Source organism: Edaphobacter lichenicola (assembly GCF_014201315.1).
GTDB classification, from domain to species: Bacteria; Acidobacteriota; Terriglobia; order Terriglobales; family Acidobacteriaceae; genus Edaphobacter; species Edaphobacter lichenicola_B.
Map to the genome: position 1 here is coordinate 128304 of NZ_JACHDY010000002.1, position 19747 is coordinate 148050.

Annotated in this window: 14 protein-coding genes; 5 read left to right on the forward strand and 9 right to left on the reverse strand. The window is 58.7% G+C overall.

Annotation, left to right across the window (positions count from 1 at the left end; translation table 11 throughout):
- The first annotated feature begins 27 nt into the window (after positions 1–27).
- A complete protein-coding gene (locus HDF09_RS06890; RefSeq protein ID WP_183763832.1) occupies positions 28–915 on the forward strand; it encodes a GGDEF domain-containing protein in 888 nt (295 codons plus the stop codon).
- A 19-nt stretch (positions 916–934) separates the two neighbouring features.
- Here HDF09_RS06890 and HDF09_RS06895 read toward each other — a convergent pair whose 3' ends face one another.
- From HDF09_RS06895 to lon, 3 genes are all read right to left on the reverse strand, one after another.
- The gene (locus HDF09_RS06895; protein ID WP_183763835.1) at positions 935–1498 is read right to left on the reverse strand and encodes a dihydrofolate reductase family protein; all 564 of its coding nucleotides are present in this window, start codon (positions 1496–1498) and stop codon (positions 935–937) included.
- Positions 1499–1836: 338 nt separating this feature from the next.
- Complete coding sequence (locus HDF09_RS06900) at positions 1837–2379, reverse strand: DUF488 domain-containing protein (protein ID WP_183763838.1); 543 nt, start codon at positions 2377–2379, stop codon at positions 1837–1839.
- Between the two features lie 266 nt (positions 2380–2645).
- Positions 2646–5096, reverse strand: a complete 2451-nt coding sequence (gene lon / locus HDF09_RS06905; RefSeq protein ID WP_183763841.1) for an endopeptidase La — start codon at positions 5094–5096, stop codon at positions 2646–2648.
- 241 nt (positions 5097–5337) lie between these two features.
- Here lon and HDF09_RS06910 point away from each other — a divergent pair, with 241 nt between their 5' ends.
- Entirely contained in the window at positions 5338–6345 is a 1008-nt protein-coding gene (locus tag HDF09_RS06910) for a hypothetical protein (RefSeq protein ID WP_183763844.1), read from the forward strand.
- On the opposite strand, the gene pheA is transcribed toward HDF09_RS06910, so the two are convergent.
- Positions 6342–7160 carry a prephenate dehydratase gene (gene pheA, locus HDF09_RS06915; protein WP_311718923.1) on the reverse strand — a complete coding sequence of 273 codons (819 nt, stop codon included), beginning with the start codon at positions 7158–7160 and terminating at the stop codon, positions 6342–6344. The genes HDF09_RS06910 and pheA overlap by 4 nt on opposite strands.
- 166 nt (positions 7161–7326) lie before the next feature.
- On the opposite strand from pheA, the gene HDF09_RS06920 reads away from it, so the two are divergent.
- Positions 7327–7476: a lmo0937 family membrane protein gene (locus HDF09_RS06920; RefSeq protein ID WP_125484556.1), complete on the forward strand. Its 150-nt coding sequence runs from the start codon at positions 7327–7329 to the stop codon at positions 7474–7476.
- Positions 7477–7532: 56 nt separating this feature from the next.
- Entirely contained in the window at positions 7533–7868 is a 336-nt protein-coding gene (locus tag HDF09_RS06925; RefSeq protein WP_183763847.1) for a CsbD family protein, read from the forward strand.
- 45 nt (positions 7869–7913) lie between these two features.
- Here the strand turns inward: HDF09_RS06925 and HDF09_RS06930 are convergent, their stop codons facing one another.
- The 5 genes from HDF09_RS06930 to HDF09_RS06950 form a co-directional block, all read right to left on the reverse strand.
- Positions 7914–8780: a UbiA-like polyprenyltransferase gene (locus HDF09_RS06930; RefSeq protein WP_183763850.1), complete on the reverse strand. Its 867-nt coding sequence runs from the start codon at positions 8778–8780 to the stop codon at positions 7914–7916.
- Positions 8781–8846: 66 nt separating this feature from the next.
- Positions 8847–9707: a BON domain-containing protein gene (locus tag HDF09_RS06935; RefSeq protein ID WP_260180997.1), complete on the reverse strand. Its 861-nt coding sequence runs from the start codon at positions 9705–9707 to the stop codon at positions 8847–8849.
- Positions 9708–9743: 36 nt separating this feature from the next.
- Positions 9744–14141 (reverse strand): translocation/assembly module TamB domain-containing protein, encoded by a 4398-nt coding sequence (locus tag HDF09_RS06940; RefSeq protein WP_183763854.1) that lies wholly within the window; start codon positions 14139–14141, stop codon positions 9744–9746.
- A complete protein-coding gene (locus HDF09_RS06945; RefSeq protein WP_183763857.1) occupies positions 14138–14944 on the reverse strand; it encodes a peptidylprolyl isomerase in 807 nt (268 codons plus the stop codon). The genes HDF09_RS06940 and HDF09_RS06945 overlap by 4 nt, the downstream gene beginning before the upstream one ends.
- On the reverse strand, positions 14945–18139 hold the full coding sequence (locus tag HDF09_RS06950; RefSeq protein WP_311718930.1) for a POTRA domain-containing protein: 3195 nt from the start codon (positions 18137–18139) through the stop codon (positions 14945–14947).
- Between the two features lie 278 nt (positions 18140–18417).
- Between HDF09_RS06950 and HDF09_RS06955 the strand changes: the two genes are divergently transcribed.
- Positions 18418–19653, forward strand: a complete 1236-nt coding sequence (locus HDF09_RS06955) for a ThiF family adenylyltransferase (RefSeq protein WP_406704529.1) — start codon at positions 18418–18420, stop codon at positions 19651–19653.
- The last annotated feature ends 94 nt before the right edge of the window (positions 19654–19747 follow it).

Consider the following 19747-nt stretch of genomic DNA (forward strand, 5'->3'; position numbering starts at 1 on the left):
AATCCACATCGGCCGCCGCACTATCCCATGACCATTCCAGCTATCTCAAACCTCATCATTCAACTGATACTAGCCATCTCTGTCGCTTTTCTTTTTTCAGCCCTCCTCCCCATCCGCTGGATCTGCGCCATGCTGCCTCGTGGACTCGCACGTTCCACCTGGCGCTCCATGAGCGTGCTCATCATCTTCTCTGCCGCCGGGGTCGCGGTCTTCCTCCGCATCAACACCACAGAGGCCCCAAACCCCCACGACGACTGGCTCGTCAGCCTCGTCTTCCTTGCCGCATCCATCTTCGTCCTCACCGTTTGCACCCTGGCGCTCCATACCGCCAAAGACCTCTCGAAGATCGCAGATCTCGAGCATGCCGCCATCATCGATCCCGTCACCGAACTCTTCAACCGCCGTCACATCATGGCGCTTCTCGACGCACAGTGCCAACACTCCAGCCAGCACAACTCCCCCTTCTCCATCCTCCTGATCGACGTCGACAACTTCAAAACCATCAACGACACCTTCGGCCACCGCACCGGAGACACCGTGCTCAAAGAGCTTGGCCGCGTCATCGCCCACATCATCCCCGACTCCAGAAGCATCGGCCGATACGGAGGAGAGGAGTTCCTCGTCATCCTCCCGCAATCCGCCTCCAGCGAGGCCTGGCGCATCGCCGAAGAGCTTCGAGCAGCAGTCCAGTCCACTAAGATCGCCAGCCAGAGAGCGCCCATCAACTCCCCCACCATCAGCATCGGCATCGCCACCGCCTACGGCTGGAAGGAGACCTCCGAAGACCTGATAGAGATCGCAGACCAAGCCCTCTACTCCGCCAAAGCCGCCGGGCGCAACTGCGTCTGCCACGCCTTCGAATCTTCAGGAAGACCACTTGAGTCGAAGTTCACCGTAGTCTCAGCAGCCCAATAACCACCATCTCCTCACCGGCTCACAGCTTCACCGGCTCATAGTGCAGCAGCACACACCCATTCCCAAACACGCGATGCTTCATCAGCCTCAGCTTCACAGGCTTCTCCAGCCCTTCGAACATCGTCTTCCCCCCGCCCAGAGCCATCGGGATCACCGCAATCTGATACTCGTCAATCAGCCCGGCTCCCGCCAGCTGCGCAACGATCGTCCCACTCCCGAAGATCACCATACCCTCCCCGCCCTCTGCCTTCATCTTCCGTACCGCCTCCACCGGATCGCCCTTCACCAGCGTCGTATTCTTCCACCCCGCCCCCTCCATCGACCGCGAAAACACCACCTTCTTTGCGCTGTTCATCCTCTCCGCAACCTCAGGCATCATCGCAGTCGCCGCCGGTGTCGGCCAGAAGCCGGCCATCAGGTCATAGGTCTTCCTGCCAAACAGCATCAGGCCGTCGCCCTTCGCGTTCCCCTGCGTAAACTCGTTCCACTCCTTATCCTGCTGGCGCGCCCAGCTCATATCACCGTTCGCGTCCGCGATATATCCATCCAGCGAAATCATATTGAACACCATCACACTGCGCATCGCTCTCTCCTCCGATCATCCTGAATCTGAACCCTGAATCTGAATCCAACGCTGGAACGGGACCACGCAACCCGTTATGCTTCGCCCCCGAGATGGTACCTTTAGCTGCCGTCGTCTGTCGTCCTTCCCCGCCAAGGCTCAGACCCCATCTCAATCCCCACGAGCCGGGTGCCCCATATCTCGATTTTGAGATGTGGGCATCGTCCGAAGGACGACCGATCTCCTCCCCAATCCACCCCTCCGCCCAAAAGCAACGCCTTCAGAAGAGTTCCCCTGTCTCGCCAACTCGCTGACTCGCTGACTCGCTAACCCGTCCGGTCCCCATCTCAAACAAGCCCTCAATCGAACAACCGCGCCTCCTGGCTCCCCGGATACCACACCCGCCCACCCTCCACCCGCGCAAACTCCGTCATCTCATGCACCCTCCGCGAGCTCCCACCCCCAGCCGTCACAAAGATATCCTCCACTTCCCCACCGCGAGCCAGCACAGCATCCCCAATCAGCGACCGGTGACACCGCCACGGCACCGCCTCCGCGCACATCACCACTGCAGTCTCCAGATCCGGCAGCCCCATCAGCCAATCCATCTCCGCCCCAAACTCCGGCGTCTGCATATAGTCCGCATACCCGCGAAAGCTCTCGTTCCGCCACCCCGTATTCACGCTGTCCTTCCTTGCCGCCCTCCGCCCTCCCAGCCCCACCCGCCAAACCCCACGAATCCCGACCCCCTCAAGCGAAGCAAACAACCTCTCCTGCCCAAACTGCGGATACCTCTTCGACCCCGGATACCGCCGCACATCCACCAGCGTCGAGCAGCCGTTCTCCCCGAGCGCCCGCAGAAACGCCCCCAGCTCCAGCGTCGAATGCCCAACCGTCATCATCCCAGCCTCCCCACTCCCAGCCACCGCAAAAAATAAACTTCAAAAACATGTCACATTTTTAGACGCCAAAAACATGACGGCTAAATCACCACACCAGCCACGCAAATCACCACATCCACACCACAAAAACACCACACCAAAACACCCACTTTTCGAAAAAACCCCTGCAAAAACGCCCCTCCACCACAAAACAAAAAAACTCTCCAAAAAAAGAAAAAAGGCGGCCCGGCAGATCGCCGAACCGCCCATTTTTTTCTCACTCCAAACTACACCGAAGCGTGAAGGACCTCTTCGCGAACCACCTCGTCCTCGGCCTTCTCCGCTCGAGTCTTCGGCAGCGCAACCGCCAGGACATCCTCGATCCGCGTAGCGTAGTGCAACGTAACGCCCTCAATCTGATCCGGCGTCAAGTCCTCATCCACCTGCTGTTTGCAATCCGCCGGCAGAATCACATCCCGCACGCCGGCCCGCTTCGCCGCAAGGAACTTCTCCTTGATTCCGCCAACCGGCAGCACATTGCCGCTCAACGTAATCTCGCCCGTCATCGCCGTCAGCGGATGCACCGGAGTATCCGTCAACAGGCTGACAAGAGCCGTAGCCATCGTCACGCCAGCCGAAGGACCATCCTTCGGAATCGCCCCTGCAGGCACGTGAATGTGCAGGTCCACATCCTTGGTAAAGTCCTCATCGAGCCCTAACGACGCGGCATTCGAGCGCACCCAGGTCAAAGCAGCCTGCATGCTCTCCTTCATCACATCGCCAATCTGACCCGTGATCGTGAACCCGCCCTTGCCCTTCATCCGGTTCGCTTCGATGAACAAAACATCGCCGCCCGCCGGTGTCCACGCCAGTCCGACCGCAACCCCAGCGCGCTTGGTCCGCTCCGCAATCTCGGTATCCACGCGCACCTTGATGCCGCCAAGAAACTCGTGCACGATCTCAGGAGTGATCACAACCTTCTCCGTCTGACCCTCTGCAATCTTGCGGGCGACCTTGCGGCATACGGTCCCAATCTGCTGCTCAAGCTTACGAACACCAGCCTCCCGCGTGTAGTGTCGCGCAATCAGATGCACGCTGTCCTTCGGAAACTCGATCTGCTCATCCGTAATTCCGTTCTCTTTGATCTGCCGCGGAATAAGGTATTTGATGGCGATATTCACCTTCTCCTCTTCCGTATAACCGGTCAGTTCAATGATCTCCATACGATCAAGCAATGGACCGGGAATCGTATCCAGCTGGTTCGCCGTGCAGATAAACAACACCTTGCTCAAATCAAACGGCTGATCGAGATAGTTGTCGCGGAACGTATTGTTCTGCTCCGGATCGAGCGTCTCGAGCAACGCACTCGCAGGATCTCCCCTGAAGTCGCGCCCCAGCTTATCGATCTCATCCAGCATGAACACCGGGTCCTTCACCTCAACCCGCTTCAGGTGTTGAATAATCTGCCCCGGCAGCGCGCCGATGTACGTCCTTCGATGTCCGCGAATCTCGGCTTCATCATGCATACCGCCCAGCGAGATACGTGAGAACTTGCGATCCAGCGCCTTCGCAATCGACCGGCCCAGCGAGGTCTTACCCACGCCCGGAGGCCCAACGAAGCACAGAATCGGCCCCTTCATATCCGGCTTCAAACGCCGCACCGAAAGATAGTCCAGAATGCGATCCTTCACCTTCTTCAAGCCGTAGTGATCCTCATCGAGGATCGCCTTCGCCTTCAGAATGTCCACCTCGCCCGAAGAGGTCTTCGACCACGGCAGCACCGCCAGCCACTCCACATAGTTCCGCGTCAGAGAGTAGTCCGCAGCAGCAGGATTCATCCGGCTCAACCGGCCCAGCTCCTTCAGCGCATCCTTCTTCACATCCTCCGGCATCCCGGCGGTCTCAATCTTCTCCTTCAGCTCAGCGATGTCCTTCTGCGTATCATCCACATCGCCCAGCTCCTTCTGAATCGCCTTCAACTGCTCGCGCAGATAGTAATCCCGCTGCGACGACTGCACCGAATCCTGCACCTCGGTCTGGATCTTGTTGCGCAGCTGCTGCACCTCGAGCTCCTTCGCCAGGTGCTTGTTGATGCGCTCCAAACGAGCCGATACACCCGGCGTCTCCAGCAGCTCCTGCTTGTCCGTCGTAGTCAAAAACGGCAGCGACGAAGCAATAAAGTCCGCCAGTCTTCCAGGCTCGTCGATATTGATCGCAATGGTCTGCAGGTCGTCGCTCAGTGTCGGCGACGACGTCACAATCTGCTGAAACTGACTGACCACATTCCGCTGCAACGCTTCGGCCTCAGGTGTCCGCTCCGGCTCCACGTCGGTAATAACCTCATACTCCGCGGTCATAAACGGCGTCAGCTGCGCAAACTCGCCAAGGTGAACCCTCTCATTGCCTTCGGTAAACACGAACAGGCTCTGGTTCGGCATCTTGACGACCTTATGCACCGTCGCTCTGGTACCGGTCGCAAACAGATCCGCAGCCTGCGGAGCATCCTGCCGCGCATCACGCTGCGCCACTACCAGGATGGTCTTCTCCTCGCCCAGCGATTGAATCAGCTGAATCGAGCTATCGCGCCCCACCGTCAGCGGAAGCACCGCGTGAGGAAACAGGACGGTATCCCGCACCGGCAACACGGGAACAGGACGTTTTCCTACCACTTCAACACCCGACCCCTCGCTGGTTTTGGTCGCCGTCGGTTGAATCACACTTACAAAGTCGCTTGGCATTGAGTGTACCTCTATCAGATTATCCACTATTCGATGCAGCAAGTCTTCGTCTGGTCGCAAACTATGCCCCTCTTCCGCTGAAAGTATGTTTATCTACTCTGTCATCGGCCATAACTCCATTCCCATCAATGGTCAGCTCTAATCCTCAGTCTTCCCGTTCTAGCCAGGGAATCCACCAAATTAGAAGTCCAACATAAATAATCTGTAACTGAGTCTCCCTGACCGGCTAAACTGGGCCCTCATGAAGCGGCCCATAGGACTTATCTTCTCTGCCGTTGTGCTCAGTTTGGCAGCGCTTTTTCTTCTGCTCATCTCGTCGTTGATGGCTTTCGCAGGTATTTCCGCCGGACATCAGCCAACCGTCCCTGCGACGCCACATTTCGTCACCTACCTGATGATTGCCATCAGCGGCTTCTATATCGCCCTCGCCATTTGGGCGATTCTCACAGTAATCGGAATCCTACGCCTCCGCTCCTGGGCTCGCTACTCCATCCTAATCATCGGCGGCGGACTTGCCTTTATAAGCATTCTTGCCGTATTTGGCTTGCTTCTTAGCCGTACGATGCTGCCCACCCTTCAAACTCAACAACCAGCAGCAGATCCTCGCATCACGTTCATCGTCTTTCTGGTCATGGGCGCAATCAATCTGCTCGTCGCCGCCGTTGGTATCTGGTGGCTGATCTACTTCAATCGCCGCGCCGTTCGCGAACTCTTCCAAAACCCAGTTTTGGCCTCCGAGCACCCTGGCACCGCCGGGAGCGCCGTCAAGAGTGCTCCTCTTGCGATCACCCTCTTAGCCTGTTTCTTTCTCTTTGGCGCGGTCTGTTGCATACCCCTTCTCTTTCTTCCCTTACCGGCCTTCCTCTTGGGCTTCATCCTCCCGATACCCTTAGCGCGTGCCTTCTATCTCGTATGCGTGATCTTCATCTCGGTAATCGGATACGGCCTCATCAAACTCAGGGAACCGGCTCGTATCGCCGCCATCGCATTCCTCATTCTGGGCATCTGCAACGCGGCCCTCACTTTTCTACCCTGGTACCAGGCGCAGTTCCGCCAATACACGGCTAACTTCATCTCCATGATCCCCACAATGCCTGGCCAGCCGACACCAAGTTACTTTTACTCCAGCACGATGATCATCTCTTCGGGCATGGTCGGTTTGATCATCAACCTCTTCTTGATCTGGCTGCTTCAGCGCCACCGCGCCGCCTTCCGTGTACCACCCCCTGAAACGATGCTCGAAGCCTAAGCCGCCCGATACCGCCCCAGCACCTTCACCATCCGGCAGTGATCCCGCAACGCAGTCAAAGCAGTCTCAGCCTTCTCCGCCGAATCGAATCGCACATCGACATAGAAGACATACTCCCATGGGCTCCCCGGAACCGGTCTGGACTCGATCTTAGTCAGATCTACCCCGGCCTCCGCCAGTCTCTGCAACGCGGCCACCAGCGTTCCGGGGCGATGCTCGATGGCAAATGCCAGGCTCATCTTGTTCTCGTCACCCGCCGGCTCCTCGAAAGCTGCACCGTCACGCCGCACCAGGTGAAACCTCGTGTAGTTCTCCACGTGGTCCTCAATGGCCGCCACCACTACCTCTGCGCCATACTCCGTTGCCGCAAGCACAGGTGCGATCCCTGCCACATCCCGCAGACTCTCCCCCATCAGTCGCTTCACGCTCCCCGCCGTGTCGTAGAAGGGAACTACCTCCCACTCCGGATGCGACGCCAGAAATCTCCGGCACTGCGACAACGCCACCGGATGCGACATCACTCTCCTTATCTCCTGCAGCTTTACTCCCGGCATCACAATCACGTTGTGTCGAATCCTTAGCAAGCTCTCGCGCTCAATATGCACCGGAAGATCCAGCAGCAGATCATAGTGTTCGGCAACCGATCCGTGCAGGCTGTTCTCAATCGGCAGCACCGCCGCATCGACCTCACCGGCGATGACCTTCGCCAGCACCTGGGCCGACACGGTACAAGCGATAATCTCTAACTCGCGGCTCCCCAGCATCTCGACGGTCGCCATGTGGCTATTCGAGCCCAACTCTCCTTGAATCGCCACCTTCAATCCAAACACCCCGTATATTCGTTCCTGTTTGATCCATATTTTATTCCCACTGGCAACCCCCTCGTCGAACCGGGCAACTTACCACAAGACGGGCCTGAGTTTTTGAATACCATCACAGCGAACCGGGGACGCAAAACCGGCAATCGTCTAGGAGACCCAAATGCTTTGGACAATCACAATTATTCTCTTCATCCTGTGGGTTGTTGGGCTTGTAAGCAGCTACACCCTCGGCGGATGGATTCACATCCTTCTGGTCCTCGCCATCATCGTGCTCATCTTCAACCTGCTGTCCGGTAGACGAGCCCTCTAACCGTTCCTGGAAGTCACCCAGCAGCCCTCCCGCTTTACACACGCAAGGAGCAAACCATGAACACCGAAAAAGTAACAGGTAAATTCGATCAGGTAGCAGGCAAGATCAAACAAGGCGTTGGCGAAGCTGTCGGCAATCAAAAACTAGCCAACTCCGGCGTTGCCGAGCAGATCAAGGGTGCCGCCAAGGAGACCTGGGGCAAGGCTAAAGATGCCGCGGCTGCCGCGAATGAAGATGTCCACGCTCACGCTGATGTCAAAGGCGAAGACTTGAAAGCCCGCGCTGAAGATGCGGCTCACAATATGCGCGAAAAGATCGCCAACACAGCGCACAATGTCAAAGACAGCGTGAACGAAAAGCTGGACAACTTCAAGAAAGAGCATCGCACCTAACCGGCAGTCAACCCTTTGGAAAGGTCCGCCATCGAGCGGGCCTTTCTATTTGTGCATCAATACATCCGCGGCAACAAACCCAAAGAACACCACCGAGATAACGCCGTTCAGCGTAAAGAAAGCCGCATTCATGCGGCGCAGGTCCTTCGGCGAAATAATGGAGTGCTCATACAGCAGCAGGATCGCAACCAGTCCAACCCCCAGCATCGCAATCCAACCCAGCCCAAACAGCTCCATCAGCCAGCACAGCAGCAGCAGCATCCCCACATGCATCGCGCGCGCAATCCAAAACGCCGCCGTGATGCCGAAGGCCTGCGGCACACTGTTCAGCCCCACCTTGCGGTCGTGTTCAAAGTCCTGGCACGCATACAGCACATCGAAGCCACCGACCCACAACAGCACCGCCGCCGTCAGCACCACAATCCTAATATCCAGCGATCCCCTCACCGCAATCCACGCTGCCGAAGGCGCAATCCCCAGTGCCAGTCCCAACACAACATGCGACCACCGCGTCAACCGCTTCATGTAGCTGTAGGCCAGCACCACGGCAAGCGCCACAGGAGCAAGCTCCAGCGTCAGCCGGTTCAGCATCGCCGCCCCCACCACGAACAGCCCGATCGACACCACCACAAATCCCGCAACAAACCCCTTGCTCAGCGCACCAGCAGGCAAAGCCCTCATCGCGGTACGCGGGTTCGCCGCATCCAACTGCGCATCAGCCAGTCGATTGAAGGCCATCGCCGCAGACCGCGCAGCCACCATGCACACAATAATCCAGCCCAGAACTCGCAACGTCGGCCAGCCACCCGCCGCCAGTACAGCACCCGTCAACGCAAACGGCAGCGCAAACACCGAATGCTCCCACTTGATCATCTCAAGCGTTACAACTGTACTCTTCCACAACGATGCCATCCTTCTATCGTAAAAGAGTTAGGCCCCACCAACCTAACCAGCGTGCCCAAACCTCAAAAACCCGCTCTATTTATCCGATTTCTCCGCCTCACCACCAACGACCTCCAGGTTGTTCACCACCTTGAACACCCCCGGAACAGCATTCGCCCGAATATTCGCCACATCCTTATCCGACTGGCTGTCCACCACGCCCGACAGGGTCACATTTCCATTCACCACCGTGATCCGAATGGGTTTTGCCGGATCAATCGCATACTTGTTCAGCTGCGGAAATCCATAGATCGACCGCGCCTCCGCCAATCGAATCCGGTCATCCATCGGCGACACCGGCGCCACCTCCACGTTGTCAATCACATCTTTCACCCCCGGATAGTTCTCCGCCAGGCTCAACGCCGAGTCCTTATCCGTAGGCCCATACGCGGTCCCGCCCAGAGTCACCACACCCTTCTCGACGCCGATCGTAAACGCATTGAACGCCGTCGTCCCATACCCAACCCGGTCGTACGCCAGCTTCTCTGCCAGTTTGTTCCGAAGCGTCACATCATCGACCTCAGGCCCCACAACCTCAATCTGATTCTCGACCCCCTTCACATTCTTGCGGTGGTGCGCACGGTCATCCGCGTCCAGCTTCGCGCTGTAAAGCTCCACTGTCCCCGTCAGCTTCACTACGCCATTCTGCACCGAACTCTTCACATCCTTGAACCGCTTGTTATCCAGCGCCTTCGTCACATCCGCCTGAATCTGCGCATCGTTTGGCCCCGATCCGACATTGCTGGCCGCACTCTGGGCCACGCCTCTCGATGCCCCGCCCAACATCGCCAGACCGGCAAAACCCAACACGCCGACGCATGCAAAGTTCTTCATCCTGCCCATAGTCTTCCCTCCGGAGATCGTTAGCGCCGCGATAAACGGCATCCGCGCCGTCATCCACACTTCGTAAGATGCAGCATCTGCCTCAGCGCGCTAACGATACCTTCTCCGCAGCTTATAGACAATGCTGAATACACCCGACTCGTCTCGCGCCACCACAATCGAGTTGTCGTGGTTCAAGTCATACTGCACCTGGATCAGCTGCTGCGCCGAAGTATTCACATTCGTCGCAAACGTCGCCGTAATCTGCCGCGACAGCTGTTGCTGCACCGTAATCCTCGCCGACGAGCCGCCCAGCGTCCCCACAAACGCCGGATCGATCTTCACGCTGCCCACCCCAAACAGCTTCTCCACGCGATTGCTGACCGTAGCGTTCAACGCACCACCCAACAGCGCACTCGTCGTCGGATCGGTTCCCTGCTGCACCTGCCGCTCCTGGTAGAGCTGCGCCTCCTCCTGCGTCCGTCCCAGCGCCAGCAGAGCAAACACATCCGACTCACTCAGCGGCGGCTCCGACCGATACGTCGGCTTCAAGTTCGTCGAAGTCCCATGCAGCCCAATCGTAATGTCGTAGTTCTCCACCTGCGCCGTCGCATCCAGGTCGATGATCGGATCGATACGCACTGGGTTGGTAAAGTAAATCTCCCCGCGCTGCAGTTGATACTTCGTCCCCGCGAACGTCGCGCTTCCCTCATTGATCTCGATCCGCCCCAGCAAGGAAGGCACCGCAGCCGTCCCGCGAATCTGCAGATCGACCGTCCCCGCCAGCTTCGCATACGAGTTCTGAAAATCAAGCTGCGGCGCACTCGTCACATGCACATCCAAACGAATCCTGTTCGCCGGAGCATTCGGATCGGGCGGCGGACTCACCCCACCAGCAGAACCAAACGCCGCAAAATCTACATCAGCCCCCACACCAAATCGCGTAATCAAGATCGTTCCGCTCAACAGCGAGCTCTCCGGCCCCCCCTGCAACTTCAGATTCGCATTCGCCGTCGCGCTCAGCCCATACAGCCTCACCCTCACCACATCGCCGGTCGCCGACAGATCCGCATACAACCCATTCTTGTAGCGAATAAATCCGCCAATCTTCAGCGTTCCTCCACCAGTGGTCGCAGTCAGGCTCTGCACCTGCAGCCGGTCGTCGTTGAACACCAGTGTGCCGTTCATATTGCTCAACCCATTCGGCACGCCATCGATCGCAACATTCACCTTGTCAAACTGAACCTTTCCCGTCAGCTCCGGATTCGTCACATACCCGCCGGCGCCCACGGTGAACTCCACCTTGCCGGTCGAAATAACATCCGAGTCGAAGGTATGCAGCACCGTCATGCTCACGCTCCCGGTCGCCTTCACATCCAGCTTGCCTCCCTTCGGATCCGTCGCGCCAAACAGCTGTCCCGTCCCGCTCGCCCGCATGTCCGTATCCTGCCCGGTGATGTGAACCTGCTCGAGCGTAGCCAAACCATCACGCAGTCCCACCCGCAATGGCTCCGCCGCCTTCAATTCCACTCCCTGCAGCTTCACATCCACCTGGTTGAACTCAGCCTCGCCACTCAACGCCTTCGGTGTCTTCAGCGGCCCGCTCACAGTCGCAGTCCCATTAATCATCGACTGTGCCTTCATCGTCCCCGGCCCAAACATCCCCAGCGGCTTGCCGATATCGAGACCCGCCACCGTCATCTTCGCCTGCGTCTGATAGTCCCCCGTCAGCCGCAACTGTCCCGAAGCATTCAGCTTCGCCCCCACCAGCGTCGAGTCCGCGGTGAAGTACATCACCTCTCCCTCGCTATGCGCCTCCACCGCCGCCTCGCCAATCGCCTGCCCTCGATAAGACACCCCACTCAATGTGACATTCGCCTTCAACCCCGGCTGCGTCAGCGTCCCATTCGCATCCGCAACCAGGTTCACCGTCCCATCGACATCGTTCTTCGCCTTCTTCACCGTCTCGAACTTCGACAGCTGAATATCATGCCCTTCGACATGCCCATGCATGTGCTCTGTACCCATGTCGTACCCACCGCTACCCGCGATCTGCATCCCATGCAGCCGCAGTACAACGTTGTTCGCCTCCACGTCCTTCCCCTGCACCGTCAAATCCGCTACTGCCGACTCATACGGCTCCCCATAAGCCACGCCGTTCATCAACGAGACATGACCACCCCCACTCAAACTCCTCAGCGTCCCCACCGCATGTCCGTTCGCCGCTACCGTTCCCGTCAGCGAAACCTTCTCCTCCTGTCCCACAATCTGCAACACATCGACGACCTGCGCATTGGCCAGCTGCACCTTCGCGTCCAGAGCCATCCCGTCGTCCCACAGATAAGTCACCACACCACGCCGCGACGTCACCTTCCGCGGCGCAATCTTGCCCTCCACATTCAGCACCGCGGTCCCGCGCTTGATCGTCGAACTCGCCACCACCACCCCGGAGTTCGGCGAATACTCCGCATCCGTCACTAGCGAATCAAGCAACACGTCAGTCGTTCCCAGCGCAAACTCCGCATTCGTCGCCTGCAGATGCCCCTTCACATCAAGATCCGCAATCTTCCCCTTAGCCGTGCCGTTGAACTGCATCGCGCCATGCAGCACCACAGGAATCGCCGCCGTGCCCCTCTTTCCATTTCCCTCCAGGTCCAGCGTCGTCAGCAGCTGGTTGTACTCCGACAGATCCCGCACCGTCAGATCCACCCGCAGATCCGTCAGCGGATCGCCTTCATTCACACCCAGAATCCCCGACGCCTCAAAGTTCGTCTGTGGCATCTGCAACGTAATCCTCTGAATCCGCACCGTCTCGTTACGGCCCGTGTAGTGCGCCAGAGTCTGTCCTGTCACGGGAACATCGTTCAACGCGCCGCGCCGTTTCACCCCCGTCGGCGCAAACGTCAGATTCCCATCCACCTCCACCGTATCCGCAATGTTCTTCGCGGGTCCGCCCCACTCCACCTTCACCGGCCCGCTCACGGCGGTATCAAATCCCAGATCGCCATAGTCCTCCGGCGCCGTCACATCCATAATGGTTCGCAGCGGAATCTTCGTAACCATCGCAGTCAAATACGCATGAGCCGTTTGTACCGCCGGCACCTTCGCAGTCTCTGTAATCGGAGCCTTCGCCCCAATCGTCTTGGCTGTTGTATTGGCCGTCGTTATCGCAGCCTTCGTCGAGGATGAGCTAACCGCGACATCCTGCGGTGGCACCTCACCCAGCCAATTTGCAATCCGCAACTCCCCCGCTGCACTCCCCCCGCCCGGCAGATATCCCGTCAACGCCGTCAACAACAACTCCGTCGGCGTCACATGCAGCGTCGCACCGCCATCGATATCGTGCAATCGCACATTCTCATTCCGGTAAGCAGCCTTGTGAATCTTCGCCGTCCCCGCCAAAAGATACCCAGCCACACAGTCCGGATCCGGTGGCAACGGCCGCGGCGGCTTCGTCGTCTCCGCGGGATGGCTCCGTCGCCAGAACGGTGGATGCTTCTGCGCCACCGCAGGCGAGGTCGTGCAGTTATGCCCATTCAAATCCAGGTCCACCGTCCCTGCATTCAAACCATCCACATCGGCAAGCACCGAGATCTGCCTGATCTCCACCGTTCCCTTTACGGTCGCCTGCCACTCCGGCTTGGCAAAGTCTTTGAAGCTCCCAGTCGCATCCAGTTTGGAACTCTTGCCTGTAGTTAAATTCAACCGCTGCAGCTCAATCGCGTCTCTTCCCAGCTCTACCGCCAGGCTCAACGCCGACTGCGCCTCCACCTGCTTGCCCATCTTCGTCCGCAGATCCTTCAGGTCGACCGTCGCGCCATAGCGATCTGTCGACGCGATGTAGTGCACCTCCGCATCCAGATCACGCGCAGCGAGATTAAACGGAATCGCCCGGTTATTCAAAAGCGCCACGCCATTCGACACCACCACCTGTTGCGCCTTCAGATCAAGCAACGTATCGGTAACCGAAGTTTTACTTGTGCTCGGATGCTTCGGCACCGGCTGATTCGTCTTTCCATCCTTATCAACAATCAAGTGGAACTGAGGATGCTCCACTCCGAGATAGTTCAGCCGCACATGCGACGAGACTCCGCTACCGGTTACATGCGTGAAGAAGTCGAAGATCTCCACCCGCAGCAGAACCTTATCCACCGCAAGATAAGGAGGCTCTCCCGGCCCCTCGAACCCATGAATCACCAACCCATCAGCCTCGACCGCAAGATGCCAGAGGTCGAAGCTGATCTTCCCCAGCTCCACCCTTCCGCCAGTTGCGTCCTCCAGAACCTTAACCACCTCTTTGCCAACTCTTCGGTTGAAGTCGTTCGTCCTCGAATACCACGCGAACACCCCGAACAACACCAGCACCAGCAACAACAACGCCGCCACGGTCCAGCCGATCCAGATCATCATCCGCTTCGCCAGCGATCGCTTCACCTTCGCAATCTCGCCGGCAACCTTCGCCTCGAGCTCCTTCTCCTTGTCGCGAAGTCTCTTCTCCAGGTCGCTCATGGCGCCACCTCGCCTGGATTCATAATCTTCACGCTGCCCTGCACCCGCAGCGACTTCAACCAGTCCACCAGCAGCGCCCCCACCTGCTGCTGCAGCAGCACCTCTTCAATCCTCTTCGAGATCGTATCCAGCTTGGGCGGAGTCACATTGCGCGCCGCATACTCCGGCATCATCCTCTTCTCGTAAAACTCCTTGATCTCAGCGTCCGAAACCTTGATACCATTCCGAAACCGCACCTCAATAAACTTCAATAGCTGCATCCGCATCCGCCATCGCTCGCGGAACTCCTCCACCGTAAATCCGTGGTCGCTAAGATAGTTCTTCCAACCCTCATCGGTCTCGCAGTGATACTTCTTGCAGTCGGGAATATCCTTTCGCAGCATCGTCAACTGGTCATCCAAGTCCTTTTCGGGGATTGCGTCTTCCGGCTCGAGCTCCGCCTGCTGCAAGATCAAATCGCGATCGATCAATCGTTCGATCGTGCTCTCCCTCGAACGGTCACCCGCGATCCTTCGATATGGCTGAATATCCTCGAACCGCCGTTCTTCATCGACATCGCTCTCCAGAATCACATCGCCATTCACCACCGCGACCACGCGATCCAGCACCACACCCTTCTGCGCCCCAGCACCAGGCGCAGAACCAGGCGTAGCAACTGGCGTGGAGCTCGCAGCCCCCGTTTGTGCCGTCGCCGTCTGCCCCGCAGATGTCTGCAAAGACGCCCAGACCTGCCCGCTCCCCCACGCAGGCGTCATCGCAAACGCAACCAGCAACAACCTCGTATTGTGCGTCATCCAACGCATCTAGAAGCTCTCTCCAATGCTGAAGAAGAAGTTGAAGTGCGAAGCCTGTCCCTCATGCGGAGGGTTATTGTTGAAGTCATAAATAATCGGATACACCGGCGGATTAAGGTTATAGCTGAAGTCCACACGAATCGGCCCAACCGGCGTCCTGTACCGCGCGCCCAGCCCTACCGCGTGCGAAAAATAATTGAAGCTGCAGGTCCCGATGATCCCTGAAACATTCGCGCAAGTCCCCTTGTCCGGCTGATGAAACCGCGTAAAGCTCGGAAACATATCCTTCGCATTCTGAAACACATTGCCCATATCGTGAAAGATCACAAAGTTCACGTTATTGCCCACCAGAGGCAAAGTCTGCGCCGGCAGTCTCAACTCAAACGTATTTACGAACGCCGCCGATCCACCCACGGGAAAGCCGGTCTGCAAGTCCCTCGGCCCCGCGCCATTAATCGGAAAGCCCCGATGTGAATTCGCACCACCCGCATACAACCGTTCCGGCAGCGGTATCGCATTGCAGCTCGGATTCGTCGTCAGCAGTACGCCCACGCAGGCATCACTTCCGGCATTCGGATTCATCCCCGACGCCCGCTCATATCCAATTCGTGTCTCACGAGCAAACACATACTTCAGCTTGCCAAGCTGGTAGTACGTCGAGTTCGTTCCATCCAGCTTCCAGAAGTCCGTCTGCGACCCAAACTTCGACGAAGCCACAAAGCCCTGCACCGTCGAGTACTGTCCCTTCACCGCATCCAACGGCCCCGGCGACCGCGTGTCATGAAACCACGTCACGCTCGGCCCGCCCACACGTACCGGCTGCGACAGCAGCGGAATCAGATCCGCCGAGACCTGCAAGCTGTTCGGATTCACCTTCACCCGTCGATAGAGAAAGTCATAGATAAACGTGTCCCGCCGCCGAAACTTCTCAGTAATGCGAAAGTCCCCCTGCAACGTCGACGCTTGAAACGTCGTAATATCCTGCACATTCGAGTAGCCGCCAGAGATCGCCGCACTGAAGTTCTTGCTCCCCCGCAGATGAGGATTCTGCAGCGTCAACGTCGCCACCTGCTCAAGCAAGCCGTACGTCGTGTGCAGCGTCAGCGAATCCTCCGACCCCCGCAGATTAATCCTCGACACATCCAGCGAAACCCGTGGGCTCACGCCGGGCTTGCCATCCGGAGACAGTTGGTTACAGGGATAGGTCAGTCCAAGCTGGATGCACGACGCCTCCGAGATGGTCCCTGTCTGCGGTGTTCCCAGCGCCGCCTCGAAGCCGAACCCATACGTCACGTTCCACCGCTTCGCCTCCGTCAGCTGCAGCACCACATTCTTCTGCGGTGCGTCTCCCGCAGGGTTCTGCACCGCCGCCACCACCTCATTGAACAACGCAATGTTGTAAAGATTTCTCTGTGTCTGCAACAGTGCCGTCTGGTCCAGCGGATCCCCCGCATGCACCAGAATCTGCGACGCCACAACACTCGGCCTCGTCTTCTCCACCCCCGACAGCAGCACACGATTCACAAACACCTGCTGCCCCTCGGTCACGTTCAGCGACACATCCGTCTTATCCGCATCCGCCGTCTCCTTCGTCTGCCGTATCTCCACCTTCACCTGATCAAATCCGTTCGCCAGGTAATACTGCAACACCGTATCGCGATCGCCCGATAGCGTCACCAGCGAAAACGGCTGGCCTGCCTGCGCATTCATCAGGCCCCGCACATTCTGCACTCTGGTCGAGCCCACTCCATTCAAATCAACTTTGCCAAACTTCTGCTGCGGCCCTTCAACAATGGTGAAGGTCACCGCAATCTCCCCCACCTTCATCTTCTTTCCGTTCTTCGCGGTCGTAACATCCTTCACATCTGTCGTCACCTTGGCCTGATCGAATCCGTTCGCCCGATACAGCGCCTGAATCGCACCCACGTCGCCCGACACCAGCGCAGGACTATACCGCCCACTCCGCTGATACGCATTCGACTTCTGCACCCGCATCCGCTCCCGCAGCAGATCGTCCGTGAAATATTTGTTGCCTTTCAAATCCACGGCCACGACCTTGTGCTTCACCCCGCGATCCACCGTAAACACCACCTGCTCCGCCGTCGTACCGTTCCCCACCACCCTCACATCCACCTTCGAGTCGAAGAATCCCTGCTGCTGTTCGTAGTCGCGAATGTTGAACACACCCTCGTTCAGCAGATCGTTATCAATCGTCCCTTCCTCGAAGATAGGAACCAGAAGATGCAGCCGCCCTGTCGAAATCTTCGCCCCCTCCACCGACACCTTCACCTCCGGTCCCTGGCTCGCATGGAACTCGTAATCGACCTTGTCCCGCGCGTCATCATACGTCTGCTTCTGCAGCGAAACCGTCGCCTCCAGGCGATTCTTCTTCTGATACAACTTCCGCAGCCGATCCAGCGCATTGCTCGTCGTATCGCGCCGCACCTTGCTGTTCTCCTTCAGCTTCGACCTCTTGCGAAACTCCTCCGGCGTCAACCCCGTATCGTCGCCCACCAGTTTTATCTGCCCCACTCTCGCCTGCGGTCCAATTGCAACCGTATAGGTTACATTAACCTGATCGCCCGCCTCATCGATCTCCGACTTCACCGCGACCTGCGGCTCGTAGTACCCCTGCTGTTGCAGAATCTCCTTGATCCCCGTCGTCCCCGCGGGTATCTGCGCCTCGGTAAACGCAGTCCCCGGCGAAAGCTTCGTAGCAAACTCCAGCAGCGACGTCAGCCGTTCGCTCTTCACCCCTGCGATCGTCACCCGTCCCACGTAGTACCGCGCCGCCCCCGCAAACACCAGCGTCACCTGATCTCCCTGGCGAATCCCTCGAACCGAAATATCCCGATACCGCCCACTCGCGAACAGTCGCCGCAGACTCGCCCGCACCTCCTGCGGATCCAGCGGCACGCCCACCTTCTGCGTCAACTCCTTCGGCAGCGTATCGGTCGCATCGAACGTCACGCCCTCAAACAAAATCTTCTCGACAATCAGACCCTTCCACTGCCACAGCGAAGTAGTCAGCCCCGCACCTTTTTCGTCAACCGAATCCGGCTTATCCTCAACCGGTTTTGCCTGCTGCCCCTGCGCGGGAGTCGCACCACTCGGCACAGTGTTCGGCGTCCGTGCCGGAGTCGACGCGGCCGGGACCGCCTGCCCCAGGGCCGCACCCGCCATCAGCCACAAACCAAACCACACAGTCGCAGCCCCACGCCCGCACCTTACCCACCGTGGTATTCGCGCGCGACCTCGAAGCACCTGACCCAAAAAACCACCCATCATTCCTTATCTAATTTTGAGGAGCCCGACAAATCTTTCACGATGCACCCGCGAGCCCGCATCCAGAGCTTCCACAATCGCGGCAAAGCTCTTTTTTCGTAGGATGCCGAAAGCCAATGGCCTGCGAGCCGGTTCCCTGCTCATCCGTCCTTCCCTATACTACGAAACAGCAGCCTTTTTTGGACGGCGCGACCTCCATCATGTCAAAGCATCCAGCCCCTCCCTTCGAAGAACCGGCCAAGAGCATCCACATCGGCACCCCCGCCGCCGCACAATCCTCCAAGCCCCCCAAGACGACCCCTAAAACTGTCACCACCATTCCCTCCACTCCCAATCGCGCCATCTCACATCCCGTCATCCTCGATACGGACCGCTACTCCCGCCAGATTCTCTTCCCCGGCATCGGAGCCACCGGCCAGCAACTTCTAGCCTCCGCCCACGTCGCCATCATCGGCATCGGAGCCACCGGAGCCGCCACCGCCTCCCTCCTCGCCCGCGCCGGCGTCGGCACCCTCACCCTCATCGACCGCGACTTCGTCGAGCCCTCCAACCTCCAGCGCCAGATCCTCTTCGATGAGGCCGACGCCCGCGACTCCCTCCCCAAGGCCGAAGCCGCCCGACGCAAGATCGCCCTCTTCAACTCCGACGTCACCGTCCACTCGCACATCGCCGACCTCGTCCCCGCCAACATCCACGAACTCCTCGCCCCCGCTCACCTCGTCCTCGACGCCACCGACAACTTCGAGACCCGCTACCTCCTCAACGACTACTGCGTCCAGCAATCCAAACCCTGGATCTACGCCGCCGCCATCGGCGCCTATGCCGCCACCATGAACATCCTCCCGCGTCGAATGCAAGCCGGGACTGAAAACGGTGAACCGGCAACGGAGAACTACGCCCCCACCGCCTGCCTCGCCTGCATCTTCCCCAAGCCACCCACCGGCCCGGTAGAGACCTGCGACACCGCCGGCATCCTCTCCACCGCCGTCAACCTCGCCGCCTCCATCCAAACCACAGAGGCCCTCAAGCTCCTCACCAACCAGCCCCATCTCATGCGCCGCACCCTCCTCTCCCACGACCTCTGGTCTAACGAGCGCACCGAGATCAGCACCGCCCGCCCCAACCCCTCCTGCACCGTCTGCGGCCAACGCCTCTTCACCCACCTTGCCGGCGAAGGCCGCCCTCACATCACTCTCTGCGGCCGCAACTCCGTCCAGATTCACGAGCACCACCGCCCCGTCGACTTCGCAGCCATGCGCAACCGGCTCGCGCCCCACGCCGACATCCACAACCTCCGCTTCAACGACCTCCTCCTCCGCTTCCAACGCGGCCCTCACACCTTCACCCTCTTCCCAGACGGCCGCGCCCTCATCCAGGGCACCACCGACATCACCCTCGCACGCTCTCTCTACGCCCGTTTCATCGGCTCCTGATCAACCAAACAAAAGATCGGCGGAAACCACAGAGATCAACAGAGATCAGCTGTTTACCCCCTCAAAACAACCCTTCCCGCCCGTCCTCCATCCA